Raw genomic sequence first — 23,408 nt, 5'->3', positions numbered from 1 at the left:
CTCAATTCCACTTGAACCAACGGATGGCCGCTGCGCCGGCGATAGCCGTCCAAAGCAGCAGGATTAGGGTGGCGCCTCCATTGAAGGTGCCGGCGAGGAAAGCGTCCCTCAGGGCCTCGCCCAAGGCGCCGGAGGGCAGGAAGTGCACCAGTTCCCGGGCCGGGCCGGGCAACCGTTCGGCCGGCAGGACGATGCCGCCCAAGGCTCCGAGCAGGATCCACAGGAGGTTGGTGATGGCCAGCGTCGCCTCAGGCCGGACCGTACCCGCCACCAGCAGCCCCAGGGCTGTGAAGGCTGCCGCCCCCAGAACCAGGAGCACCAGCGCCGGGAGCCAGCCCGCCGTCGTCGGCTTCCAGCCGAGCACAAACGCCACCGCGCCCACCACCACTACCTGGAGGACCAGGACTGCCAGGACTGCCAGGATCTTGCCGGCGATCAGGCCCGTCCGGCCCAGGGGAGTGGTGGACAGGAAACGCAGCACCCCGTAGCGCCGGTCAAAGCCGGTGGAGATGCCCTGGCCGGTGAAAGCGGTGGACATGGCGCACAAAGCGAGGATGCCCGGCACCGCAACGTCAACCCGGGTGCCCCCCAGGCCGTCCAGCAACGGGGTGACGGTCAGGCCCACCAGGGCAAGCAGCGGCAGGACGACTGCAAGGATGAGTTGCTCGCCGTTCCGCAGCATCGTCAGCGCCTCGTACCTGCCCTGCAGCAGAATGCGGCGAAGAAGCGGGGCAGGAGCGCTGCCGAGGACCCGGCTCATCGGATCTCCCTTCCCGAAATATCCAAAAATACGTCTTCCAGGCTCCGTGCCTCCAGGCTCATGGACCCGGGCATGATGCCTTGCGCGGCCCACCAGGCTGTCAGCGCTGCCAGGTCTTCCGGTGTCAGCGCGCCGGTAGCGGCGTAGCTTCCCGCCCTGGTTTCGCGGACGTCGACGGCGGCGGGCAGCACGCCCGTGAAGTCCAGTCCGGGCCGGGCCTCGAAAAGCAGTGTGCGGACATGTTCCTGCGCGGCATCCGTGCTCAGGTTCCGCATCAGCAGCTGGGCCACTGTTCCTTCGGCCACGTTCCTGCCGGCGTCGATGATGTACACGTAATCAGCCAGGCGCTGGGCGTCGTCCATGAGGTGGGTCGTCAGGATGATTCCCATGCCGGCGTCCCGCAGCTCCGAAATCAGTTCGAAAACGAGCTGGCGGGACTGCGGATCCAGTCCTGCACTCGGTTCGTCCAGGAAGAGGACTTCGGGGTTTCCCACGAGGGCCGCAGCCAGGGCAAGCCGCTGGCGCTGCCCGCCCGAAAGGCGCCGGACGGTGGTCCGGCTAAAGGTGTCAATGCCCAGCCGTCCGATCAGCTCATCGACAGGCCATGGATTCCGGTACATCCCGGCGATATGCTTCAGGAGCGGGATGGGACGGGCCGACGGCGGCAGCCCGCCGTCCTGCAGCATGACACCCACCCGGGAACGGAGTGACGCCCCTGCGGTGTCCGGGTCCTGGCCCAGCAGGGTGACCGTCCCGCCGGACCGCCGCTGCAGGCCCTGCGCACATTCGATGGTGGTTGTCTTACCGGCACCGTTGGCCCCCAGCAGGGCAGTGACCTGCCCGGGTTCGGCGGCGAGGGAAACGCCGCTGACCACCCGGAGCATCTTGCCGTCAAGGGAGGCCAGCGGGCCAACGTCCTTAATGAGTCCCTTAATGGACAGGACGGGAGAATCGGGAGATCGCACCAAAGCATTCTACGGGATGTAGTAGGCGCACCACCCGACGGGATGTGACCGAAGGTCAGCCTCGCCTTACTAGTACGGGGGAGTAAATTACGACATGATTGTGTTGTGTATTCCATGAGCACTCGACTTTCTGCGCCCCGAACCGGGTCCGCCGCGCCAGATGGCGCCGCCGGCCCGTTCCGGCCCGGGAGTTCTTCGCCCGCAGGCCGGCAGCCCGCCACGCCGCACACGCTGCCGGCGGACTCGGACGAACGCACCCGCGACCGCGTCCTGAATGCGGTGCTGGAGCACGGTCCGGTCAGCGCAGCTGAACTCGGCGACCTGCTCGGCTTCACTCCCGCGGCCGTCCGCCGCCACCTGGACCACCTCTCCCGCAGCGGTGTCATTGAAGTCAAGCGTGTGGCGAAGGCAGGGGCCGGCGCAGGACGCCCGGCGAGGCGCTACGTCCTGAGCACGCAGGGCCAGTCCACCCTCGGCGACGACTACCTCGACATTGCCGGCCTGGCCCTCCAGCGCCTGGGGGAAATCGCCGGACCCGACGCCGTCCGCGAGTTCGCCGTCGAGCGTTTTTCCGACATGGAGCGCCGCTACGCGCCGGAGATCGAGGCCGCCGGACCGGATATCACCGCACGGGCGCAAGCTCTTTCCGCCGCGTTAAGCCGCGACGGCTTCGTGGCCTCCGCGGCCTCCATCGAGGCCAAGGTGCCGCTCCCCGCTGCGCTCTCCAGCGTCCAGCTGTGCCAGGGGCATTGCCCCATCCAGCAGCTTGCCACCAAGTTCCCCGTGTTCTGCGACGTCGAAACCGAAGTGTTTTCCCGGCTCGTCGGCGTTGACGTACGGCGGCTGTCCACACTGGCACGTGGCGGACACGTCTGCACCACCCACATACCTACAGGCCGTCCGGCCAAGGGGCCTGCCGGCTCCGGACACACCACGGACAGCCTGGGCGAAGTATCCAACCATCTGCAAGAAAGGCCGTGATGACGGACCAACTATCAGAGAACAAGGTTGCTGAAACTACTGTGATTTCGGAGATTCTGGAGAAGAACCCCGAGCTCCACGGTATTGGCACCTATGAGTACGGCTGGGCCGACAAGAACGATGTCGGAGCCAACGCACGTCGTGGCATCAACGACGAAGTTGTCCGGGACATTTCGGCCAAGAAGAACGAGCCGGAGTGGATGCTGGACCTGCGTCTGAAGGGCCTGAAGTACTTCGACCGCAAGCCCATGCCCACCTGGGGTGCAGACCTCTCGGGCATCGACTTCGACAACATCAAGTACTTCGTGCGCTCCACCGAGAAGCAGGCCGCCACGTGGGAGGACCTCCCCGAGGACATCCGCAATACCTACGAGAAGCTGGGCATTCCGGAAGCCGAGCGCAGCCGCCTGGTTTCAGGCGTCGCAGCACAGTACGAGTCCGAGGTTGTGTACCACCAGATCCGCGAGGACCTGGAACAGCAGGGCGTCATCTTCCTGGACACGGACACCGCGCTGCGCGAGCACCCGGAGATCTTCCAGGAGTACTTCGGCACCATCATCCCGGTGGGCGACAACAAGTTCGCTTCGCTGAACACGGCTGTCTGGTCCGGCGGTTCCTTCGTGTACGTCCCCAAGGGCGTCCACGTGGACATCCCGCTGCAGGCTTACTTCCGCATCAACACGGAAAACATGGGCCAGTTCGAGCGCACCCTGATCATTGCCGACGAGGACTCCTACGTCCACTACATCGAAGGCTGCACCGCGCCGATCTACACCTCGGACTCGCTGCACTCCGCCGTGGTGGAAATCATCGTGAAGAAGGGCGCCCGCGTCCGCTACACCACCATCCAGAACTGGTCCACGAACGTGTACAACCTGGTCACCAAGCGCGCCATCTGCGAAGAGGGCGCCACCATGGAATGGATCGATGGCAACATCGGCTCCAAGGTGACCATGAAGTACCCGGCCGTCTACCTTGTGGGCGAGCACGCCAAGGGCGAAACCCTGTCCATCGCGTTCGCCGGCGAAGGCCAGCACCAGGACACGGGCTCGAAGATGGTGCACATCGCACCGAACACCAAGAGCTCCATCATCTCCAAGTCCGTGGCCCGCGGCGGCGGCCGTGCCGCTTACCGCGGCCTGGTCCAGGTTCGCGAAGGCGCCAAGCACTCGGCCAACACGGTCCGCTGCGACGCCCTCCTCGTGGACACGATCAGCCGGTCGGACACGTACCCGTACATCGACATCCGCGAAGATGACGTCCAGCTGGGCCACGAGGCAACTGTCTCGCGCGTTTCCGAAGAGCAGCTCTTCTACCTCATGTCCCGCGGCATGCGCGAAGACGAAGCCATGGCGATGATCGTGCGCGGCTTCATCGAGCCGATCGCCCGCGAGCTGCCGATGGAATACGCCCTCGAGCTGAACCGCCTCATTGAACTCCAGATGGAAGGATCCGTCGGTTAATGACTGCCGAAACTGTTACTGAAAAGGCCCGCATCGGGGCGCCTTCCATCGCAGGCTTCACCGAGGAAGGCGAGGGACTGGTCGCCGCCAAGGTGGACCACGGCCACAATCACGGCGTGACCGTAATGTCCTCCCGCGCCGAACGCCTCACGAGCTTCAATGTCGCCGACTTCCCGCTGCCCACGGGCCGCGAAGAAGAATGGCGCTTCAGCCCGGTCCGCGGGCTTGCCAACCTGCTCTCCGACACCGCGACGGATCTTGATCCCGCACCGGCCGCCGACTTCACGGTCGACGCGCCGGAAGGGTATGTCCGCACCCCGCTGGCTGCCGGGTCAGCACCGCGCGGAACCGTCCTGGTCCCCGCGGACCGTGCCGCCGCCGTCGCCTCCGCCAACACGGAGGAGGCGCTGCACGTCGTCATCCCCGCGGACGCCGAACCCGCCGAGCCGCTCCGCATCCTGGTCCACGGCCGGGGCGCCGGCCACCGCTCCAACGCACACTACGTGCTTGAAGCGGGCGCCAACTCCCGCAGCGTCGTGATCCTGGAGCACACCGGTGCCGCCGACCACAACGGCAACCTGGAAGTCATCGTCGGTGAAGGCGCCAAGCTCACCGTGATCTCGGTCCAGCTCTGGGAAGACGACGCCAAGCACCTCGCGCAGCACGACGCGCAGGTTGGCAAGGACGCTGTGTACAAGCACATCGCCGTGTCCCTGGGCGGATCCATCGTGCGCCTGAACTCCAACGTCCGATTCTCGGGCGAGGGCGCCGAGGCCGAGCTGCTGGGCCTCTACTTCGCCGACGCCGGACAGCACCTGGAGCACCGCTCGTTCGTGGACCACAACGTGGCCAACTGCAAATCGAATGTGCTCTACAAGGGCGCCCTGCAGGGCAAGGACGCGCACACCGTATGGGTGGGCGATGTCCTGATCCAGAAGCAGGCCCTGGGCACCGACTCGTACGAGAAGAACCAGAACCTGATCCTGACGGACGGTTGCCGCGCGGACTCGGTTCCGAACCTGGAAATCGAGACGGGCCTTATCGAAGGTGCCGGGCACGCAAGCTCCACCGGGCGTTTCGACGATGAGCACCTGTTCTACCTCATGGCCCGCGGCATCCCCGAGGATGTTGCCCGCCGCCTGGTGGTCCGCGGGTTCCTCAACGAAATCATCCAGAAGATCAACGTTCCGGCACTCGAAGAGCGCCTGACCGAAGCTGTCGAGCGCGAGCTCGCCGCGAGCGAAAACTGAAACGGGCAGGCCGGAACGCATGAGTGAACAGCCCAAGGGTGAACTGGTATGCAATGCCAACGACATCCAGGTGAAACAGGCGCTGCGCATCCTGATCGACGACTACCCCGTAGCGGTCGTCAAGGATTCGATGGGCGACATCCACGCCATCGGCGACACCTGCTCGCACGCGGACATCTCGCTGTCTGAAGGCGAGGTTGAAGGCTGCGCGATCGAGTGCTGGGGCCACGGCTCGCAGTTCGACCTGCGGAACGGCCAGCCGCTTCAGCTTCCTGCCTACGATCCCGTGCCGGTCTTCGCCGTCGAGCTTCACGGTGACGACGTCTACGTGGACGTGACCAATGTTCTGAACGGCGCCACGGTCAACAACTACTGAGCGCCCGGCTTCACAAGACTTACGAACGAAAAGAAAGAAGAGCATGTCAACTCTTGAGATCAAGGACCTGCACGTCAGCATTGAGACCGAGCAGGGCACCAAGGAGATCCTGAAAGGCGTCAGCCTGACCATCAGGACCGGTGAGACGCACGCCATCATGGGCCCCAACGGTTCGGGCAAGTCCACCCTGGCGTCAACCATAGCCGGCCACCCGCGCTACAACGTCACCAGCGGTTCCATCACGCTGGACGGCGAAGACGTCCTGGCCATGTCCGTGGACGAGCGCGCCCGCGCCGGCGTCTTCCTGGCCATGCAGTACCCGGTGGAGGTTCCCGGTGTGAGCATGACCAACTTCCTCCGCACTGCCAAGACCGCCATCGACGGCGAAGCGCCGAAGCTGCGTACCTGGACCAAGGACGTCAAGGCCGCCATGCAGAAGCTGCGCATCGACGCCGACTTCACCCAGCGCAACGTCAACGAAGGCTTCTCCGGCGGCGAAAAGAAGCGCGTGGAGATCCTCCAGCTTGAGCTTTTCAAGCCGAAGTTCGCCGTGCTGGACGAGACCGACTCCGGCCTGGACGTCGACGCGCTGAAGGTCGTCTCCGAGGGCGTCAACCGCGCCCACGCCGAAGGCAACATGGGCACGCTGCTCATCACGCACTACACGCGGATCCTGCGCTACATCAAGCCTGAGTTCGTCCACGTTTTCGTCGACGGCCAGGTTGTCGAAGAAGGCGGCCCGGAACTTGCCGACCGCCTCGAAGAAGAGGGCTACGACCGTTACGCCAAGGGTGCCGGCGCAGCCACCATCTCTGCAGCCGACGCTGCAGTCCAGGGCTAGTTAGGACAACGCCATGACCGAAATCAAAGCGGCCCGTACGGGCCTCGAAGATGTCGAAGAGGCACTGAAGGACGTCATCGACCCCGAGCTCGGCGTCAACATTGTTGACCTGGGGCTGCTGTACGGCCTCAAGTATTCGGACGACGACGGCGCCCTGCTGATCGACATGACGCTCACCACGGCGGCGTGCCCGCTCACGGACGTCATCGAGGAGCAGGTCGGCAAGGCCCTGGACGGCGTCGTGGACGAATGGCGGCTGAACTGGGTGTGGATGCCGCCATGGGGTCCCGAGCGGATCACCGAAGACGGACGCGACCAGATGCGGGCCTTGGGCTTCAACATCTAACAACGGTTAAACCCCCGTTAAATAACGACGGCGGCCGGTTACCTTCCCTGGGAAGGTAACCGGCCGCCGTCGTACTTTTCTGTTCAGCTAGAGCGCGGCGGCACTGAACGTATCGCACTGGTTGATGTCGCCGGTCTTGTAGCCCTGGTAGAACCATCTCTGCCGCTGTTCGCTGGAACCGTGGGTCCAGGCCTCCGGTGAAACGCGGCCGGTAGCTGCCTTTTGGATGCGGTCATCACCAACGGCGGAAGCCGCGGAGAGCGCATCATTCAGGTCCTGCTGGGTCAGCGGCTCAAGGAACGGCTGCCCGGTTTTGGGATCCTGCTGGGTGGTGGCGTGCCGGACCCAGAGTCCGGCGTAGCAGTCCGCCTGCAGTTCGACACGGACGGCACCCGATTCGGGACCCTGCGGATCCTGCTGGGCGCGGTCAAGGTTGCCCAGGATGTTCTGGACGTGGTGGCCGAACTCGTGCGCCACCACATACTCCTGGGCCAGCGGGCCGCCGGACGATCCGAAGCGGTCCACCAGGTCCTGGAAGAAGCCGGGATCGAAGTAGGCGGTGGTGTCAGCCGGGCAGTAGAACGGACCCACCTCGGAGGTTGCACCGCCGCAGCCGGTATCCGTGGCCTGGCTGAAGATCACCGTGGTGGGACGCGGGTACTCCGTCTTGTACTGCGCAAGGTACGCCGGCCAAAAAGCGTTGAGGCTGTTCACCGTGCCGGTGATGCGGCAGTCCAGACGCGCGTCGGCGTCGGCGCCGGACTCGCAGGCCGGTGCACTTCCCGTGCTCTGCGGCTCCTGAACCGTCCCGGTCAGGCCTTCCAGCAGCTGGGGATTGATTCCCAGCAGTGCGGCCAGCAGCAGGATGATTCCGCCCCCGATGCCGCCGCCGATCTTGGTTCCGCGGCCCATGCCGCGGCGGTCCTGGACCTGCGACGGATCCAGCTGGACATTGTCGTTGAAACTCATATTGTCACAATAGCCGGAGCGGCCCGTTCCGGACCCGTGGACGCCGGTAAAGTTGATCCGATGCCTTTCCTCAACAGACTCCAACGCTGGGCCGACGACCGCCCCGACGACACCGCCGTCGTCGTGGCCGGCCGGCACCTCAGCTGGGCCGCCCTCCGGGACGCCGCTGCGTCGCGGGCAGCGGACACCGGCAAGGTGACCGTGCTTGCCGAGGCGAACTCGGTCGACTTCGCCGTGTCCTTCGCCGCCGCGGTGGCCGGCGACCGGCAATGTGCCGTCCTCGACCCCACCTGGCCGGCGCAGCTGCAGGCCGAGATCGTTGCCCGGCTGCACGCAGAACCCGGCACTCCTTCGTCGGCAGAGCTCCGGGACGGCAGCCCGGATTCCGTGTTCCTCATTGGCCTGACGTCCGGCACCACGTCGGTTCCCAAGGCGTTCACCCGGTCAAGGCGATCGTGGCAGCTCTCGTTCGACGCCTCCATCGAATTCTTCGGACTCACTCCACAGGACAAGACGCTCGCCCCGGGTCCGCTGGCGGCCAGCCTCAACCTGTATGCCCTGTCCGAGTGCCTCTACGCGGGCTCGGAATTCCACACGCTGGAATCCTTCGACGTCGGCGATGTGCACGCCGCCATCACCCATGACGGCATCACCCGGCTGGTCCTGGTGCCCACCATGCTCCGGCTGCTCAGTGAACGCGGGCTGGCCGGCTGCGTCGATGCTTCCGGCATCACGTCCATCATCTGCGCGGGGTCCAAGCTGGATGCCCGGACCCTGGAGGCCGCGCGGCGCTGGGCACCCAGGGCCACCATCTTCGAGTACTACGGCGCCTCCGAACTGAGCTTCGTTTCCGGGGTTGCGCTGCGTTCCGGCGCCCCGCTGGACGCGGGAGGAACGGGCATCGGGAAGCCCTTCCCCGGCGTCGAAGTCCGGATCATGGACGACGGCGGCGCCCCGCTTCCCGACGGCACGGACGGCAACATCTGCGTGCACAGCGGAATGGTCAGCAACGGCTACCTCTGGGGCGACGACGGGCAGGCGCTGCGCTGTTTCGACGGCTGGTACACGGTGGGGGACCAGGGGTACCTGCAGGACGGCGAGCTTCACATCCTGGGCCGCCGGGCGGACATGATCATCACGGCGGGAAAGAACGTCTACCCGCATGAGGTGGAACTGGCCCTCGCGTCCGTCCCCGGAGTGGCTGCCGCCGTCGCCTCGGGCATGCAGGACGATGTCCGCGGCCAACGCGTCGTGGCAGGCGTGGTCCCCTCCCATGGGGGCATCACGGCAACCCAGCTGAAGGCCGGCCTTGACGATGTCCTGCCCCGGGACAAACGGCCGTTGCAGTATTTCGCACTGACTGAACTGCCTGTGACGGACCGGGGGAAAGTCAGCAGGCAACTGCTGCTGGACTGGATTGAACGCGGAGACACAAGGGTACGCCGCCTTGGCTGAGCCTGCTGCTGCGCAGATGCCCGCCGACGGCTTGCCGCCCGGACAGTTGCCGCCCGACCGCCAGCCGGTAGTCATCGCCGCCCTGCGGACTCCCATCCGCAGGGTCAACGGAGCGTTCAAGGATCTCAGGGCCCATGAGCTGCTGGCGCCCGTGCTTCGTGGCCTCCTCGACCGGACAGGCCTGCCGGCAGGCGCAGTGACGGACGTCGTGATCGGCAACGCGGTGGGAGGCGGCGGCAACGTTGCGCGCCTGGCTTCCCTGGAGGCGGGCCTGCCCGTCAGCGTACCGGGCGTCACCGTGGACCGGCAGTGCGGTTCCGGGCTCGACGCCATTGTCCTTGCAGCGCGGCTGGTGGCAGCCGGAGGCGGCGGCGCCTACCTTGCGGGCGGGGTCGAAAGCATCAGCACCGCTCCGCTCCGCGCGAACAGGGCCGCCGACGGCAGCCCCGAGTTCTTCCGCCGGGCGCAGTTCGTGCCCCTTAGTTACGGTGATCCGGACATGGGCGCCGCAGCGGACAATGTGGCTGCCGCTTTCGGCATCAGCCGCGACCGCCAGGACCGGTTTTCCCTGGAAAGCCACCGGCGCGCGCTGGCCGCAGCAGCGGCCGGCAGCTTCACCGGCGAGACGGTTCCGGTGCAGGCCGTGTCCGGAACCGTGGCGTCCGACGACGGCCCGCGGGCACGCCTGACGGCCGCCCTGATGTCCCGGTTCCCACCCGTTTTCGCCGAGGGCGGCACCGTCACCGCCGGTAACTCCTGTTTCGACGCGGATGCCGCCGCCGCCGTCGTTATTACTTCCGTGGAGCGCGCACGGGAACTCGGGGCAGCGGACGGACTCCTGGTGCTGGGCACCGATACCGCGGGCGTGGACCCCCGCGTTCTGGGCATGGGTGCAGCCGCGGCGGCCGGCCGCCTGCTGGCGCAGCAGGGTGTTACGGCCGCGGATATTGACCTGGTGGATTTCAATGAGGCTTTCGCGTCTCAGACCCTCGCGTGCCTGGCTGCCCTCGGTATCGACCCGGAACGGGCCAACCTCGACGGTGGTGCGCTGGCCCTGGGCCATGCGTACGGAGCGTCGGGCGCCGTTCTGGTCACCAGGCTCCTGGCCCAGGCCCGGGAACCATCGCCCGCCGGCAGCCGGGCCGGCTCCCTGGCTCTGGCCATGATCAGCATTGCCGGGGGAATGGGCACCGCCGCCCTGTTCCGGTATGAACGGCTGGACGAGACCCGCCGCGAGTAACACGCCGCCTGTAAGACAGGCCGCCGGCCGACGGGCCGGCAGCTAGCGTCGCCCGGCGTCGCCCGGCGTGCCGTTATCCTGCGTGCCCTCGTCTTCTTCGTTGTCGTCCTCCGGGCCGGGTTCGCCGAGGCCCCGGGCCGCAAGGGCGTCGCCCGTCTGGCGCGCATAGGCCACCGTGGTGATGAAGACCGGCAACACCAGTGCCCGGGGGTTGCGTTCAAGTCCGCGGGCACGGGCTGAATCCCTAACGTCCGAGTAGGCTCCGGCGATGAACGGAATGCTGCGGAGCATAATCGCAATCGTCAGCGCGAACCGTTCGGGGTCCGCACCAAAACGCCGGAACGGGACCGCCAAGGAGACGACGCCGTCGAGCAGGCGCTGCATCGGCGTGGTGGCGGTAAGTATCGACGCGGCCACCACGCAGACCAGGACGTTCAGGACGATCCGCGCCGCAACCGGACCACCCAGTTGCCACCACTGGAACAACCCGATGGCCGCCAGCACCGGCAGGATGGGCCTGACTGCCCTGAACAGGCGTGCCGGGCCGGCACCGCTGGCGAGGAACGCCAGGCACATCAGGGCCAGCGCCCCCGCGGCAACCACCCAGTCCACCACCAGGAACGACGCCATGCCGCAACCCACCACCAGGAGGAACTTCAGCCAGAGGGGCACCCGGTGGACCAGCGACGTACCCGGAACGTAATTGACCAGCAGGAATCCGTGGCCGCTCACGCTGACTCCGTAGTGTGTGGCCAGGACGCGGCGCCCACCGGCGGCAGGCCGGCGGCGGACAGTGCCCGGTAGTGTTCGACGGCGGCGTCAGCACCGCCGTCGAACACCACCTGTCCTGATTCCACCACCAGGACACGGTCCATGTCCCTGGCCAGCTCGAGGTCGTGGGTGGACATCACGATCTGCTGGCTGAGGCCCGCGATGGTCCGGCGGAGGAGTTCGCGGTTCCGGAGGTCCAGGAGGGTGGACGGCTCGTCCAGCACCAGGACCGACGGCTCCACTGCCAACACGGCAGCGAGGGCCATCAGCTGCCGTTCGCCGCCCGAAAGCTCGTAGATGCTCTGGTCGGCCAGGGCCAGCAGCCCGAAGCGGTTGAGGATCGCCGTGGCGGCGTCCCGGCGTTCCTTCGGGTTCCGGACGGAACGCCGCAGGGAGAGTTCCACGTCCTCCCGGCCGGTGGGCATCACCAGCTGGGAGAGCGGGTCCGTGAACACAAAACCGACTTTCCGGCGCACGGCGCGGACCGATCTGACGGTATCGTCGCCGTCAACCGTCACCGTTCCATGGCTCGGCGCGACCAGTCCGTTCAGGAGCCGCAGGAGGGTGGACTTCCCTGACCCGTTCGCGCCGATCACGCCGATCCGCTGTTCGGTGAGGTTCAGCGAGATTCCGTCCAGTAGCGTTTTCGGCTCAGGATGTCCGTCCACCGCCACCCGAACGTTGACTCCGTCCAGAAGAATGCTGCCCATGCTAGTTGCCGGCCTTGCCCTTCCGTGCCGAAACCGCCCCGTTGTTCCGGACACCGGCACGGCGGATCAGGAGATCGGGGAACGCTTTGTGCAGGGCGAGTGCAATGGTGACGGCGAGGACATTCTTGATGATGTCGCCGGGGTAGTACGCAAGGTCAAGGAGGAAGGCTTTGGAAAGGTCCAGCTTGCCGTTGACCATCATGCCCAGCACGCCCAGGCTGTGGACCAGCACGATGCTGCTGGCCATGGCCGCGGCGAAGAGGAACAGGCCCCGGTACTTCACGGTGCGGCGGAGGACGATGGTGGTCAGCCAGCCGACGGCCAGGGCGGCCAGCGGGAAGGCGATGATGTAGCCGGCAGAGGGGCCGGCGAGGATCCCCAGGCCGCTCCGGCCGCCGCTGAAGATCGGCAGTCCGGCGAGCCCAAGCAGCGTGTACAGGCCGACGGCGGCGAACGCCCGTCCCGGGCCAAGCGCCATGCCCGTCAGCATCACCGCGAGGGTCTGCAAGGTGATGGGCACGCCGAGGCCGCCCACGGGGATGGCCGCAATGAGCGCGGAGCCGGCCACGAGGGCGGCAAAAACGGCGATGAGGCCCAGGTCGGTGGCGTTCCAGCGGTTCCGGGCTGATGTGGCGTCGGGTTCATGGCCTGGATTAGTGCCGGAAGCAGCCTGGTTGGTGACGGCCTTGTCAGTGTGGGTCATGGGGAAGTCCTGTCGGTCAGTGCAAGTGCGATGCAACGGGGAGGGGCAACTGCCCGGGGGGCAGCCTTTTCCCCTCAATTCCGACGATACGTCTCCGGCCGCAGCCCTTTTTTGTAGGGGATCCACTAATGGAAGGCGCCGGCTCTGGACGGGGTGGCCAACGCAGCGGTGCGGCGGGCGCCGGGCGGGCTATGCGCTGCAGGTCTTCCGGGACGTGCGGTGCCGGTAGACTGGTAGAGGCCGTTCTCTCGGCCACACTGCCCCGGCCCCGCCCAGACTCCATCCGCTGTGCCGTGGCGTTCCCTGTTGTGAAAGGCCTTAGCTGCATTGATTACCGTCCAGGATCTCGAATTGCGCGCCGGCGCCCGCCTCCTCATGGATCAGGTGAGCTTCCGGATCGACAAGGGAGACAAGATCGGCCTCGTAGGCCGTAACGGTGCAGGCAAGACCACGCTCACCCGCGTACTGGCCGGTGAGGGACTGCCCGCCGGCGGCAAGGTCACCCGCAGCGGCGAGATCGGCTACCTTCCGCAGGACCCCCGCACGCCGGACATGGAGCAGCTCGCCCGCGACCGGATCCTGTCCGTCCGCGGCCTGGACGTTGCCGTCGGCAAACTCCGCCTGGCCCATGAAGAAATGGCCAGCGATGACGCCGCCGTACAGCGCAAGGCGATGAACCGCTACGACCGGCTGGAATCGGAGTTCCTGGCTGCCGGCGGTTATGCCGCCGAAGCCGAGGCGGCAGCGATCTGCTCGAACCTGGCGCTTCCGGACCGCCTGCTGAACCAGCCCCTGAAGACACTCTCCGGTGGACAGCGTCGCCGCGTCGAGCTCGCCCGCATCCTCTATTCGGATGCGGAGACCATGCTCCTCGATGAGCCCACCAACCACCTCGATGCGGACTCCATCGCCTGGCTGCGCGACTTCCTGAAGAACCACCAGGGCGGCCTGATCGTGATCAGCCACGACACGGAACTGCTCGAAGCAACCGTCAACAAGGTCTTCCTGCTGGACGCCAACCGCGCCCAGATCGACTTCTACAACATGGACTGGAAGCGCTACCTCCAGCAGCGCGAAACGGACGAACGCGCCCGCAAGCGGGAACGCGCCAACGCCGAAAAGAAGGCCCAGGTCCTCTTCGACCAGGCCAACAAGATGCGGGCAAAGGCCACCAAGGCCGTGGCCGCGCAGAACATGGCCAAGCGCGCCGAACGCCTGCTCAGCGGGCTGGAGGCCGTTCGCGAAAACGACCGCGTGGCAGCCCTGCGCTTCCCGGATCCGTCTCCCTGCGGCAAGACCCCGCTCACTGCGGACGGCCTCAGCAAGTCCTACGGATCGCTGGAAATCTTCACCGATGTGGACCTGGCGATCGACCGCGGCTCCAAGGTGGTCATCCTTGGCCTCAACGGCGCCGGCAAGACCACCCTGCTGCGGATGCTGGCCGGCGTCGACAAGCCCGACACCGGCGAAGTGATCGCCGGGCACGGGCTGAAGGTGGGTTACTACGCCCAGGAACACGAGACGCTCGACGTCGACCGCACCGTCCTGCAGAACATGCGCTCCTCCGCGCCGGACATGAATGACGCAGAGGTGCGCGGCATCCTTGGTTCGTTCCTGTTCTCCGGTGACGATGTCGACAAGCCTGCCGGCGTGCTCTCGGGCGGCGAGAAGACCCGCCTGGCCCTGGCAACCATCGTCGCGTCAAGCGCGAATGTGCTGCTCCTCGATGAGCCCACCAACAACCTGGACCCTGCCAGCCGCTCCGAGATCCTGGGCGCGTTGCGCAACTACACCGGCGCCGTCGTCCTGGTAAGCCACGATGAAGGTGCCGTCGAAGCGCTGAATCCCGAACGGGTTGTCCTGCTGCCCGACGGCGTCGAGGACCACTGGAACGAAGACTACCTGGACCTCATTACGCTGGCTTAGGCCGGTGGGTGCGTCCGCTCTGCTGCGCCTGGTGACCCCGGGCCTCAGCGGACCGGCATCTCTTCTGCGCCGGTGATCCTGCGCAGGTCCTGGTAGGTGATGGAGAACATCGAGTTGTGGTCTCCCGCACCTGCCCAAAGCAGCTCGTGCGTTTTGAGCGACTCGTCCAGCAGGGTTTTGATCTTCTCCGGGTGGCCAACCGGGGCCACTCCACCGACTTCCTGCCCTGTGTGCTGCAGGACGAACTCGGGGGAGGCCCGGCGGATCCTGCCGGTGCCCAGTTGCTCGGCGACCTTGCGGACGTCCACCCTGGCGGCGCCGCTGGCCAGAATGAGCAGCGGGGCGCCGTCGACGTCGAACACCAGGCTGTTGGTGATCGCCGCGACGTCGCAGCCCAGTGTGGCGGCGGCAGCTGCCGCCGTCGGGACCTTCGAGTCGAACACCGTCACGGTGTCGTCGGCGCCCAGCGCGGTGAGGGTGCGCTTGACGTTGGCCACCGGTTCGGGAATCGTGTCGAAACTCATCGGTTAGTACCCCTGGGCGTCCAGGATCGCGTCTTCCTCTTCCTCCGCCGTCGGGTTCTTCCGCTTGCGAGGTGCCGGGCGACGCCGGTTCGCGGCCATGGCGTACTCGGGCGTCCCGTCCTCGGCAGCGTCCTGCGCGTCAATCTCCGCATTGCGTGCCTGCTGACGGGCCGCGTACCCGAAGCCAATAAACATCAGCACGCCGAAAGCGAACCACTGCAGCGAATAGGACAGGTGTGTTCCTTCTTCCACAGAGGGCTTCGGGAAGGGGTACGGCATGGTGGCAACGGCCGGCGTTTCGGAGGCCAGCTGCCCGTACGCGCCGGTTAGCACCGGGTAGCCCAGCTGGGCGGCGTAGGCCGGAAGATCGATGGAGGCCAGCTGCCCGTCGGGAGCGCCGCGCTGCAGCTCCGGCTCACCGGGTTTGAGGCGGACCACCACGGTGACATCGCCCGACGGCGGTTCCGGAATCGAATCAGGACGTCCTGGAGTGTTGTTCCCGATCGGGAGCCAACCGCGGTCCACAACAACCGTCTGTCCGGTGGTGAGCCTGAAAGGGACCACCACTTCGTAGCCGGGCTGGCCGTTCAGCGGGCGGTTCCGCACCACTCGCTGGCCGCCCACGTCGTAGCGGCCCTTCAGCTCCACCTGCGTCCACTCCTTGTCGGCGTCCAGCCGGGAGAACTGTGCTTCGGCAGCTGCGAAGGGCAGGGGAGTGGCCGAGTAGTTCGACGTGACCCGGTTGATCTCCGCAAGGGTCTCCGCCCTGCGGTCCATCTGCCAGCGGCCCAGGAACACGCAGGCAGTGGCAAAGATCGCAGCCAGCAGGAGGTAACCCAGCCATTTGCTGGAGAAGAGGAAACGGTACATTCAGCTGTCCTTGCCAGGCACAGCGGCAAGATCGAGCGGCAGGGTCTCTTTCCAGAGGCCGCGGGTCTGCAGGTAATCTTCCAGCCACAGCCGGTGCTCCTCGCAGGCCAGCCAGACCTTGCGGCGTTCGGGCGTGTGGATCTTCGGATTGTTCCACAGCAACTGCCAGGCGGCGCGGGTCCGGCAGGCCTTCCTCGAGCACATGGGTGCAGCCGATTCCGCAGGCCCGGCATCGCCGCCGGCAAGGTCAAAAATGTTCATGAAGCTGCCCGTTCCTGGCCGTCGTTATCGTCTTCATCCTCGTCCTCGATGAGTTCGCCCTGCAGCACCGTGGGCCCTTCGTCCGCGTCAACGGCCGGGAATTCCGGTGCTTCGAGCTCCGCCAGCGGGGCGGCGTCAAGCAGGTGGTCGCTGTGAACCTCGGCTTTGTCGCTCCCGTTGGCGATGACCACGGCAATCCACGGCAGGAACACAGCGCCGGCAATCGGGAGGACTTTGAACCAGCCATCGACAACAAACACCAGGATCAGGCACACCATGCGGATGCCCATTGCCACGGCGTACTTGATCATCCGCACGCGCATCTCTTCCGAGTGGGCACTGGCGGCATCCGTGATGCTGTGAACCTCGGCGTCACCGGAGACGGCGTCCGGTTCACCGGACGTCGAAGGTCCGGGTCGTTTTGCAAGTGTCACGGCTGTTTCTTCACGCTCCCAAGGCTTAACCCAATTCTCTCACCCTCACCAGTGCCGCCCAAACGGAGGCTAAGATCGGAGGCAGTAAAAATCCCGCCCCTCACCGCGGTGCCCCATGCCGCAGAATCCCGGAGCAAACTATGACTGAAGTAGCATCGACCGGCCGCAGCGTCCTGATTACCGGTGGAAACCGCGGCATCGGACTGGCCATTGCCGAGGCCTTCCTGGCCAACGGTGACAAGGTTGCCGTGACTTATCGCAGCGAGTCGGCACTCCCGGAGGGCATCCTGGGCGTCAAGGCCGATGTCACGGATGAGGCGTCCGTGGACGCGGCGTTCGCAACGGTGGAGGCTGCACACGGTCCGGTCGAGGTGCTGGTGGCCAACGCTGGAATCACCAAGGACACCCTGCTGATGCGCATGAGCGAAGACGACTTCACATCGGTCATCGACACCAACCTGACCGGCGCCTTCCGCGTCATCAAGCGGGCTTCCAAGGGCATGATCCGCATGCGCAAAGGCCGGGTTGTGCTGATTTCCTCAGTTTCAGGGCTATACGGCGCCCCGGGCCAGATCAACTACTCCGCCTCCAAGGCCGGCCTGGTGGGAATCGCCCGCTCGCTGACCCGCGAACTCGGCGGCCGCGGCATTACGGCCAACGTCGTGGCGCCGGGATTCATCAACACCGATATGACGGCGGAACTCCCGGAAGCTACCCAGAAGGACTACCTGTCCAAGGTGCCGGCGGGACGTTTCGCCGAAGCCGCTGAAGTGGCGAACGTGGTGCGATGGATTTCAAGTGATGAGGCGTCCTACATCTCCGGTGCCGTTATTCCTGTTGACGGCGGACTGGGCATGGGCCACTGACCCTTCGCACCCTTCCGGCGCTGCTCCGAGCCCTGGCCATGAGGGGACCTTCTGCCCATTACACCCCGCTCCCGCGGGTGTGTAATGGGCATACCGGCCGCGGCCTTTCCCGGCCGGCCAGAATCTGCAGCGAACAACACTAGGGAGCTATCATGGCCGATCTCAACAAGTGGGCGCCGTCGGACGTTCTGGAGCCGATCCGGCGGTTCCTTGAAGGAGACCTGACGATGCCGTCAATGCGCGTGGAACAGTTCATGGACGGAAACGCGCTCGTGGTGAGGGCGGAGCTGCCCGGCATTGATCCCGAGAAAGACGTGGACGTCTCGGTGGCCGACGGCATGCTCCACATCAAAGCGGAGCGCGAAGAAAAATCCGAACACAAGGGCAAGAGCGGCTACCGCTCGGAGTTTCGCTACGGCTCACTCTCGCGCAGCGTCTCGCTGCCGCCCGGAGCCCGGGAGGAAGACGTGACGGCCTCCTACAAGGACGGCGTCCTGGAAGTCCGCGCGCCGGCGGCCGAACAGGCTCCGGCAACCGGGACGCGCAAGATCCAGATCAACCGCAGCTGAGCAGCCGGGCGGCTTCCGTTGCCGGTCGGCCTATCGGGTATGGCCGGGCCGACGGCGACGGAAGCCGAGCGCACCTGTCAGCAGCCGGGGCAGGTGGCCGCATACAGCCCAGTAGGCCACACCTGCGCAGAGCGAGGCGGCCACTGCCAGGGCCTGGCTAATGTCTGAAAATGCCGGGTAGACCAGCCAGTGGACCAGGTAGATGTGCAGCGACGAGCTTGCCAGCAGACCGGTGAGGCGTTGAACTCCGCGCGGTACGGGGATGCTCGGCAGCCAGATCAGCACGAGGATTCCGGCGAGGAGGGTCATTTCGCGGGCCGGGTTTTCGAAGAATCCGGGAATGCTGAGTGCCGCGATGACCGATGCCGTGCAGCGGTGGGCCCAGGTCCTGGATCGGGCAACGGCCCATCCCAGGGCGAACAGCCACAATGCCGGTGCCGTGTTGGGGACTCCGGGATCGACCAGGTCGTAGCGCGTCGTGAGTCCTGCCGCCAGGAGGGCCAGCGGAAAGAGGATCGGGAAGCGCCGTTCCGCCTTGTCCACCCAGGGGAGCGCGAGCAATGCGGTCATCCCCAGCAGCAGGTATACGAGGACTTCAACAAACCAAAAATGCCACTGGGTGGTTACTTCTTCGGGCCCGATGACGGCGTTGAGCAGGACGATATTCGCCAGGCTATAGCGGTCTGTGAGCAGGTAGGCCACTGTGATGAAGGCAACGCTCGGGACCACCACGCGGGATAGGCTGCAGAGCTGCCGCTTGATGCGCGGAACGCGATCTCCCGTCAACTGGAAGCGGGCAAAATTGAATCCGGCGACCGCCATCAGCACGTGCGCCATGCCGGGCCAGCTGAACAGTCCGACATGCGTACCGGTGATCAGGATGATCGCCACCGCACGCAGCACGATGCTCGTATCGGTGGGGGCGAACCAGCGCCTTCGTGCGGGCTGATCCGGAGTCCGGGCCTGCGGTTCCAAGTCTAGGACCGGGGTCACATGCCAGTTAGGCGGAAGGTGTCCGAGCAACTGCTCGAGTCGCACGGACGCCGCCACATAGGACAGTGAGTCTCCACCGAGTGAGACGAACGTGTCGCCGCCGGTCACGTCTGTCCGCTCGAGCGTGGCTTCGAAAATCTTCCTGACGCTGTCCCGGCCGGTGTCCTCCACCGGAGCGACGGACGGCTCCGCCGGGACGCGCTCCTGGTGCGGGATGGCCAGGATTCCCTGATAGTCCACCTTGCCCGAAGCGAAGCGGGGAATCTCCGGTACGCCGCAGACCTCCAGCGATGCCCGCGGCAGGCCGATGCCCTGCGCCAGGACTTTGGCCACTAGCTGCAGGTCGTTGGAGCCTTTGACAGCGACGACGAGTCCTTCGTCCGTGCCGGCACAGGCAGCTTCCATACCGAGGTCCGCGAGGATGCGTTCGACCTGCCCCAGGTCGACGCGGAGCCCGACGATTTTCACGAACCGGCTGCGCCGGCCGACAACCTCGTACAGGCCCGAGGAATCCAGTCTGGCCAGATCGCCCGTGCGGAGCTCGTGCACGGTCCGGCCCAGCGCGAGATCCTCAGGACTCTCCGCGTACCCGAGCATCACGTTCGGGCCGGTGTAGACAAGTTCGCCCTCCTCCAGCCCGGGAACAGGGACGATGCGGAAGCTGCCGCCCGGGACGGGAATTCCGATTGCGCCGGGGCGGCTGGCCGCCAGGCCTGGAGGAAGGTATGCCATCCGGGCGGTGGCCTCCGTCTGTCCGTACATTACGAAGAGCTCCCAGCCGCGCCGCCGGCCCTGCTCGGCATAGCGTTCCACTGTGGCGGGCGCCAGCCTGCCGCCTGCCTGCGTGATGTAGCGGAGGCTGGGCAGTTCCATGTCGGCGAACCCCACGCGGTCGAGCAGTTCGAAGGTGTAAGGGACCGCTGCGAACGATGTGACGCGGTGGCGGCGGAACAGCTCCCAGAAACAGGCGTCCACGACAGACAGGCCCGTCAGGACAAGGCTGGCTCCGCGCAGCAGGTAGCTGTTGATCACGGACAGCCCGTAGCAGTAGGACATGGGCAGCGTCGTCATGGCGCGGTCGTCCTCGCCGATGCCGAGGTAGCCGGCGATGGACTCGGCGTTGGATTGGAGGTTGGCGTGGGAAAGCCGGACAAGTTTGGGGGAGCCCGTGGAGCCTGACGTACTCAACAGCAGCGCCAGGTCGGGGTGCAGCTGGTGCCGGGTTCCTTCCCGCCGCTCGTCCAGCACGTTCTGTCCGTCGGCACCGGATCTGAGGATGACATCGGGGTCGTAGGCGGCCACGAGTGAGTCGAGGGCAGCAGGTTTGTCCTCCGGGAGAAGGATCAGAGGATGGCCACCGGCTAGCGCCGCAAGGTACCCGACGACGGAGGCGACGTCGTTGCTGGCAGTCAGGGCCACGAGCCGCCGCGTGGTTCCCAGCCGAAGCAGCAAAGCCTCAACGCGTTCGGCAAGCTCCCGGTAGGTGATGACGGACTCTGCCGTAACGATCGCCGGCCGTTCACCTCGGCGGGCCAGTTCAGCAGCGAAGGGCACCCGCGCAACGTCGGCCCGAAGACTCAGGGAGGCAAGAACGTCGGCGTCGGCCGGATATGCGTCAGCGCGCCGACTATGGATGAGGGCCATGGATTTCCTAGGTGATTTAGGCTTACCTAACTCCGGAACTGTACAGCCTTGAAGCGGTAATTAAGAAACTAAAACATGCCCTATTTCTCCAGACCCTTGGCTAATGCTGGCCGCGCAACATCGGAGGAGGCAGTCAGCCCGCTTCCCGGCGGGCTTCGCCAAGCCACTCGGCCACCTCGTCGTCGAGGTCGGAAAGGAAGCGCAGCTCCAGATGGTGCATCCACACGCCGGGGGCCGGGCTGACCACTTCCTTGAACCGGGCCGAATCTATGCGTCGCGGCAACGCTATCGACAGAACGGCGGGCACGTCGGACCTGATGTACCTGGCCGGCCACCACAGGTAGGCAAAACCGCGCCGTCCGCGGAACGCCACCTGGCTTTTTGTAGCGGTCATGGTCGACGGCGGGTACGCCGCCAGGATGCCCTCCACCCGCCGCAGCATCTCCAGGCCCAGCGGGGAACCGCGGAAGACCTCCTCCTGGGTGGACTTACCGGCAGCGCCCCGGGTCATGGCGCGGCACCGGACGGGAGGCCCTTGGCTGTCATGGCGGCGAGCCTACGCCGGCCCGCGCGGCCCGGCAACGGCATGCGCCTCACCGCAACTATCCCGGATCCGCTTCTTTGTTGACGTTGAACAACTGGATTCTTCCCATCCGCTGGCATGATGGATGGCAGACCGACAGATTTTGGACGTTTGGAACAAAGGAGCTCGAATGGGATTGCTGGACAACAAGACTGCCATTGTGACCGGTTCATCGAGGGGGATCGGCGCTGATGTTGCCAGGCTCCTCGCTGCCGAGGGTGCCGCCGTCGTGGTGAACTACCGTCAGAAGGCGCCGCGCGCCAATAAGGTTGTGGCCGAGATCGAGGCCGCCGGAGGCCGTGCCGCAGCGGTCGGCGCCGACCTCACCACGCAGGAAGGCGTCCAGGCGCTGGCAAGCGCGGCCATGGAGAACTTCGGCTCACTCGATGTCCTCGTCCTCAACGCCTCCGGCGGCATGGAGTCGGGCATGGAAGAGGGCTACGCCCTGAAGCTGAACCGGGATGCCCAGGTCAACATGCTCAACGCTGCCGTGCCGCTGATGCGTGAAGGCTCCCGCGTGGTGTTTGTCACCAGCCACCAGGCCCACTTCATCGATTCAGTCCCCACGATGCCGGAATACGAGCCGGTGGCACGCAGCAAGCGCGCCGGAGAGGATGCCCTGCGCGCCCTCATCCCGAACCTTGCAGAAAAGGGCATTTCCTTCGTGGTGGTTTCCGGCGACATGATCGAAGGAACCGTTACGGCCACGCTGCTTGACCGCTCCAACCCGGGCGCCATCGAGGCCCGCCGGGCCGAGGCCGGAAAGCTGTACTCCGTGGCCGAGTTTGCCGCGGAAATCGCCAAGATGGTGACTGCCGACGTCGAAACCGGCCACACCGAGTACGCCGGCGGCGCCGACTACTTCGGCAAGAGCACCGGCCAGGCAGGCTAGGACCCTCAGCGCCAGTCCGCCGAGATGGCACGTCGCCGCAATTGTTCCCAGGAACATTGCGCGACGTGCCATCTCGCGGTTAATGCCTCAACCGGTTAATGCCTCAACCGGTTAATGCCTCAGACCCCGGCGATGTGCCGCACGGCATCCAGGTAGGGCATGTTGACCACTGCGTCCGCGACTGCGCGCACCGCCGGTTTGGCGTTGAAGGCCACCCCGATCCCGGCGGCTCCAAGCATGTCCAGGTCGTTGGCGCCGTCGCCCACGGCGATGGTGTGCTCCAGGGGGATGCCCTCGGCCGCAGCCCACTCGCGGAGGTACTTCTCCTTCGCCGCACGGTCGATGACCGCGCCCAGCACTTTGCCCGTCAGCGCGCCGTCGACAATTTCCAACTCGTTGGCGATCCAGTGATCCATCCCAAGATCTTCCGCGATGGGGCGGAGGATCTGGTTGAAACCGCCCGAAACGACTGCCACGGCGTGACCTGCCGCCTTGAACGCCGCCACCAGTTCCGCTGCACCCTCACTGAGTTTCACCTCGGCCCGTACGGAATCGACGACGGCGGCGGGCAGGCCCGCGAGCACGGCCACCCGGGCATGCAGGCTCTGGGCGAAGTCCAGCTCGCCGCGCATGGCAGCCTCCGTGACCGCCGTGACCTCTTCCTTCTTCCCGGCGTAGGCGGCCAGCAGTTCGATGACCTCCTGCTGGATGAGCGTGGAATCAACATCCATGATGAGGAACTTGCGGGGCGCCTCCCGGAGGGCTGCCGGGACGATCGCCGTGTCCATCCCGGTGAAGCCGGCAGACGCCACGTCATGGCGCAGCGCGGCGATCTCGGCAGCGGTGCCGGATTCCACGGAGAAATCCACCGTGTACACCTCGAAGCGGTGGTCGCCGCTGCGGGATTCTGCGGCGAAGGAAGCGCCTGCTCCGGTCAGCAGGGAACGGAGGTGTTCCAGTTCCGGAGGGGACATTTTGACGCCGTAGCTGACCGCAGTCACGTTCGAACTCATGGC

General features: G+C 66.0%; 25 protein-coding genes. 12 read left to right on the top strand and 13 right to left on the bottom strand.

Annotated elements, in window-relative coordinates; translation table 11 throughout:
* Window position 1: 1 nt before the first annotated feature.
* A complete protein-coding gene (locus tag BS38_RS0101995) occupies window positions 2–760 on the bottom strand; it encodes an ABC transporter permease (RefSeq protein ID WP_028269288.1) in 759 nt (252 codons plus the stop codon).
* Window positions 757–1,725: an ABC transporter ATP-binding protein gene (locus BS38_RS0101990; protein WP_028269287.1), complete on the bottom strand. Its 969-nt coding sequence runs from the start codon at window positions 1,723–1,725 to the stop codon at window positions 757–759. Before BS38_RS0101990 ends, BS38_RS0101995 begins: the two co-directional genes overlap by 4 nt.
* Before the next feature lie 114 nt (window positions 1,726–1,839).
* On the opposite strand from BS38_RS0101990, the gene BS38_RS0101985 reads away from it, so the two are divergent.
* Genes BS38_RS0101985 through BS38_RS0101960 form a run of 6 tightly spaced genes read left to right on the top strand, consistent with a single transcriptional unit; the run spans window position 1,840 to window position 6,982 of the window.
* Window positions 1,840–2,706, top strand: a complete 867-nt coding sequence (locus tag BS38_RS0101985) for a helix-turn-helix transcriptional regulator (RefSeq protein ID WP_043437452.1) — start codon at window positions 1,840–1,842, stop codon at window positions 2,704–2,706.
* Window positions 2,706–4,169: a Fe-S cluster assembly protein SufB gene (gene sufB / locus BS38_RS0101980; protein ID WP_028269285.1), complete on the top strand. Its 1,464-nt coding sequence runs from the start codon at window positions 2,706–2,708 to the stop codon at window positions 4,167–4,169. Before BS38_RS0101985 ends, sufB begins: the two co-directional genes overlap by 1 nt.
* Window positions 4,169–5,419, top strand: a complete 1,251-nt coding sequence (sufD, locus tag BS38_RS0101975) for a Fe-S cluster assembly protein SufD (protein WP_028269284.1) — start codon at window positions 4,169–4,171, stop codon at window positions 5,417–5,419. Before sufB ends, sufD begins: the two co-directional genes overlap by 1 nt.
* Before the next feature lie 19 nt (window positions 5,420–5,438).
* Window positions 5,439–5,795, top strand: coding sequence for a non-heme iron oxygenase ferredoxin subunit (locus tag BS38_RS0101970; RefSeq protein WP_028269283.1), 357 nt, complete (start codon window positions 5,439–5,441; stop codon window positions 5,793–5,795).
* A gap of 43 nt (window positions 5,796–5,838) precedes the next feature.
* On the top strand, window positions 5,839–6,636 hold the full coding sequence (gene sufC, locus BS38_RS0101965; RefSeq protein WP_028269282.1) for a Fe-S cluster assembly ATPase SufC: 798 nt from the start codon (window positions 5,839–5,841) through the stop codon (window positions 6,634–6,636).
* Window positions 6,637–6,649: 13 nt separating this feature from the next.
* The gene (locus BS38_RS0101960) at window positions 6,650–6,982 is read left to right on the top strand and encodes a metal-sulfur cluster assembly factor (protein WP_028269281.1); all 333 of its coding nucleotides are present in this window, start codon (window positions 6,650–6,652) and stop codon (window positions 6,980–6,982) included.
* A gap of 87 nt (window positions 6,983–7,069) precedes the next feature.
* On the opposite strand, the gene ypfJ is transcribed toward BS38_RS0101960, so the two are convergent.
* The gene (gene ypfJ, locus BS38_RS0101955; RefSeq protein ID WP_028269280.1) at window positions 7,070–7,951 is read right to left on the bottom strand and encodes a KPN_02809 family neutral zinc metallopeptidase; all 882 of its coding nucleotides are present in this window, start codon (window positions 7,949–7,951) and stop codon (window positions 7,070–7,072) included.
* A 60-nt stretch (window positions 7,952–8,011) separates the two neighbouring features.
* Between ypfJ and BS38_RS0101950 the strand changes: the two genes are divergently transcribed.
* Complete coding sequence (locus BS38_RS0101950; RefSeq protein ID WP_028269279.1) at window positions 8,012–9,406, top strand: class I adenylate-forming enzyme family protein; 1,395 nt, start codon at window positions 8,012–8,014, stop codon at window positions 9,404–9,406.
* Between the two features lie 16 nt (window positions 9,407–9,422).
* Complete coding sequence (locus tag BS38_RS0101945; RefSeq protein WP_043437450.1) at window positions 9,423–10,646, top strand: thiolase family protein; 1,224 nt, start codon at window positions 9,423–9,425, stop codon at window positions 10,644–10,646.
* A gap of 42 nt (window positions 10,647–10,688) precedes the next feature.
* Here the strand turns inward: BS38_RS0101945 and BS38_RS24135 are convergent, their stop codons facing one another.
* Genes BS38_RS24135 through BS38_RS0101930 form a run of 3 tightly spaced genes read right to left on the bottom strand, consistent with a single transcriptional unit; the run spans window position 10,689 to window position 12,830 of the window.
* Window positions 10,689–11,378 (bottom strand): energy-coupling factor transporter transmembrane component T family protein, encoded by a 690-nt coding sequence (locus BS38_RS24135; protein WP_051628661.1) that lies wholly within the window; start codon window positions 11,376–11,378, stop codon window positions 10,689–10,691.
* Window positions 11,375–12,127 carry an energy-coupling factor ABC transporter ATP-binding protein gene (locus tag BS38_RS0101935; protein WP_028269277.1) on the bottom strand — a complete coding sequence of 251 codons (753 nt, stop codon included), beginning with the start codon at window positions 12,125–12,127 and terminating at the stop codon, window positions 11,375–11,377. Before BS38_RS0101935 ends, BS38_RS24135 begins: the two co-directional genes overlap by 4 nt.
* 1 nt (window position 12,128) lies before the next feature.
* The gene (locus BS38_RS0101930; protein ID WP_028269276.1) at window positions 12,129–12,830 is read right to left on the bottom strand and encodes a biotin transporter BioY; all 702 of its coding nucleotides are present in this window, start codon (window positions 12,828–12,830) and stop codon (window positions 12,129–12,131) included.
* A gap of 327 nt (window positions 12,831–13,157) precedes the next feature.
* Here BS38_RS0101930 and BS38_RS0101925 point away from each other — a divergent pair, with 327 nt between their 5' ends.
* Window positions 13,158–14,756, top strand: coding sequence for an ABC-F family ATP-binding cassette domain-containing protein (locus BS38_RS0101925; protein ID WP_028269275.1), 1,599 nt, complete (start codon window positions 13,158–13,160; stop codon window positions 14,754–14,756).
* Window positions 14,757–14,800: 44 nt separating this feature from the next.
* On the opposite strand, the gene BS38_RS0101920 is transcribed toward BS38_RS0101925, so the two are convergent.
* The 4 genes from BS38_RS0101920 to BS38_RS0101905 are packed head-to-tail and all read right to left on the bottom strand — an operon-like array spanning window position 14,801 to window position 16,845.
* A complete protein-coding gene (locus BS38_RS0101920; RefSeq protein WP_028269274.1) occupies window positions 14,801–15,280 on the bottom strand; it encodes a YbaK/EbsC family protein in 480 nt (159 codons plus the stop codon).
* Between the two features lie 3 nt (window positions 15,281–15,283).
* Window positions 15,284–16,150: an SURF1 family cytochrome oxidase biogenesis protein gene (locus tag BS38_RS0101915; protein ID WP_028269273.1), complete on the bottom strand. Its 867-nt coding sequence runs from the start codon at window positions 16,148–16,150 to the stop codon at window positions 15,284–15,286.
* Window positions 16,151–16,411 carry a hypothetical protein gene (locus BS38_RS0101910; RefSeq protein WP_028269272.1) on the bottom strand — a complete coding sequence of 87 codons (261 nt, stop codon included), beginning with the start codon at window positions 16,409–16,411 and terminating at the stop codon, window positions 16,151–16,153. It abuts the gene before it with no gap.
* Window positions 16,408–16,845, bottom strand: coding sequence for a DUF3099 domain-containing protein (locus tag BS38_RS0101905; RefSeq protein ID WP_028269271.1), 438 nt, complete (start codon window positions 16,843–16,845; stop codon window positions 16,408–16,410). The genes BS38_RS0101910 and BS38_RS0101905 overlap by 4 nt, the downstream gene beginning before the upstream one ends.
* A gap of 140 nt (window positions 16,846–16,985) precedes the next feature.
* On the opposite strand from BS38_RS0101905, the gene fabG reads away from it, so the two are divergent.
* Window positions 16,986–17,711 (top strand): 3-oxoacyl-ACP reductase FabG, encoded by a 726-nt coding sequence (gene fabG / locus BS38_RS0101900; protein WP_028269270.1) that lies wholly within the window; start codon window positions 16,986–16,988, stop codon window positions 17,709–17,711.
* 152 nt (window positions 17,712–17,863) lie between these two features.
* Window positions 17,864–18,280: an Hsp20/alpha crystallin family protein gene (locus BS38_RS0101895; protein ID WP_028269269.1), complete on the top strand. Its 417-nt coding sequence runs from the start codon at window positions 17,864–17,866 to the stop codon at window positions 18,278–18,280.
* 30 nt (window positions 18,281–18,310) lie between these two features.
* Here the strand turns inward: BS38_RS0101895 and BS38_RS0101890 are convergent, their stop codons facing one another.
* Complete coding sequence (locus tag BS38_RS0101890; RefSeq protein WP_156037038.1) at window positions 18,311–20,917, bottom strand: AMP-binding protein; 2,607 nt, start codon at window positions 20,915–20,917, stop codon at window positions 18,311–18,313.
* Between the two features lie 133 nt (window positions 20,918–21,050).
* Window positions 21,051–21,428, bottom strand: a complete 378-nt coding sequence (locus tag BS38_RS0101885; protein WP_028269267.1) for a DUF5655 domain-containing protein — start codon at window positions 21,426–21,428, stop codon at window positions 21,051–21,053.
* A 202-nt stretch (window positions 21,429–21,630) separates the two neighbouring features.
* Between BS38_RS0101885 and BS38_RS0101880 the strand changes: the two genes are divergently transcribed.
* A complete protein-coding gene (locus BS38_RS0101880; protein WP_028269266.1) occupies window positions 21,631–22,392 on the top strand; it encodes an SDR family oxidoreductase in 762 nt (253 codons plus the stop codon).
* Between the two features lie 119 nt (window positions 22,393–22,511).
* Here BS38_RS0101880 and serB read toward each other — a convergent pair whose 3' ends face one another.
* Window positions 22,512–23,405 (bottom strand): phosphoserine phosphatase SerB, encoded by an 894-nt coding sequence (gene serB, locus BS38_RS0101875; protein ID WP_028269265.1) that lies wholly within the window; start codon window positions 23,403–23,405, stop codon window positions 22,512–22,514.
* Window positions 23,406–23,408: the final 3 nt, after the last annotated feature.

Source organism: Arthrobacter sp. UNC362MFTsu5.1 (assembly GCF_000685965.1).
Lineage (GTDB): Bacteria > Actinomycetota > Actinomycetes > Actinomycetales > Micrococcaceae > Arthrobacter.
Note: the sequence above shows the minus strand (reverse complement) of the source record. Positions and strands in the feature narration are given on the sequence as shown.

What these genes read in the sequence shown, in the direction of transcription:
- sufC (WP_028269282.1), top strand. Translation starts at nt 5,839, where the DNA reads ATGTCAACTCTTGAGATCAAGGACCTGCACGTCAGCATTGAGACCGAG.
- BS38_RS0101970 (WP_028269283.1), top strand. Translation starts at nt 5,439, where the DNA reads ATGAGTGAACAGCCCAAGGGTGAACTGGTATGCAATGCCAACGACATC.
- BS38_RS0101985 (WP_043437452.1), top strand. Translation starts at nt 1,840, where the DNA reads ATGAGCACTCGACTTTCTGCGCCCCGAACCGGGTCCGCCGCGCCAGAT.
- BS38_RS0101960 (WP_028269281.1), top strand. Translation starts at nt 6,650, where the DNA reads ATGACCGAAATCAAAGCGGCCCGTACGGGCCTCGAAGATGTCGAAGAG.
- BS38_RS0101995 (WP_028269288.1), bottom strand. Translation starts at nt 760, where the DNA reads ATGAGCCGGGTCCTCGGCAGCGCTCCTGCCCCGCTTCTTCGCCGCATT.
- BS38_RS0101930 (WP_028269276.1), bottom strand. Translation starts at nt 12,830, where the DNA reads ATGACCCACACTGACAAGGCCGTCACCAACCAGGCTGCTTCCGGCACT.
- sufB (WP_028269285.1), top strand. Translation starts at nt 2,706, where the DNA reads ATGACGGACCAACTATCAGAGAACAAGGTTGCTGAAACTACTGTGATT.
- BS38_RS0101890 (WP_156037038.1), bottom strand. Translation starts at nt 20,917, where the DNA reads ATGGCCCTCATCCATAGTCGGCGCGCTGACGCATATCCGGCCGACGCC.
- BS38_RS0101950 (WP_028269279.1), top strand. Translation starts at nt 8,012, where the DNA reads ATGCCTTTCCTCAACAGACTCCAACGCTGGGCCGACGACCGCCCCGAC.
- BS38_RS0101895 (WP_028269269.1), top strand. Translation starts at nt 17,864, where the DNA reads ATGGCCGATCTCAACAAGTGGGCGCCGTCGGACGTTCTGGAGCCGATC.
- fabG (WP_028269270.1), top strand. Translation starts at nt 16,986, where the DNA reads ATGACTGAAGTAGCATCGACCGGCCGCAGCGTCCTGATTACCGGTGGA.
- BS38_RS0101920 (WP_028269274.1), bottom strand. Translation starts at nt 15,280, where the DNA reads ATGAGTTTCGACACGATTCCCGAACCGGTGGCCAACGTCAAGCGCACC.
- sufD (WP_028269284.1), top strand. Translation starts at nt 4,169, where the DNA reads ATGACTGCCGAAACTGTTACTGAAAAGGCCCGCATCGGGGCGCCTTCC.
- ypfJ (WP_028269280.1), bottom strand. Translation starts at nt 7,951, where the DNA reads ATGAGTTTCAACGACAATGTCCAGCTGGATCCGTCGCAGGTCCAGGAC.
- BS38_RS0101885 (WP_028269267.1), bottom strand. Translation starts at nt 21,428, where the DNA reads ATGACCCGGGGCGCTGCCGGTAAGTCCACCCAGGAGGAGGTCTTCCGC.
- BS38_RS0101935 (WP_028269277.1), bottom strand. Translation starts at nt 12,127, where the DNA reads ATGGGCAGCATTCTTCTGGACGGAGTCAACGTTCGGGTGGCGGTGGAC.
- BS38_RS0101945 (WP_043437450.1), top strand. Translation starts at nt 9,423, where the DNA reads ATGCCCGCCGACGGCTTGCCGCCCGGACAGTTGCCGCCCGACCGCCAG.
- BS38_RS0101915 (WP_028269273.1), bottom strand. Translation starts at nt 16,150, where the DNA reads ATGTACCGTTTCCTCTTCTCCAGCAAATGGCTGGGTTACCTCCTGCTG.
- BS38_RS0101880 (WP_028269266.1), top strand. Translation starts at nt 21,631, where the DNA reads ATGGGATTGCTGGACAACAAGACTGCCATTGTGACCGGTTCATCGAGG.
- BS38_RS0101910 (WP_028269272.1), bottom strand. Translation starts at nt 16,411, where the DNA reads ATGAACATTTTTGACCTTGCCGGCGGCGATGCCGGGCCTGCGGAATCG.
- serB (WP_028269265.1), bottom strand. Translation starts at nt 23,405, where the DNA reads ATGAGTTCGAACGTGACTGCGGTCAGCTACGGCGTCAAAATGTCCCCT.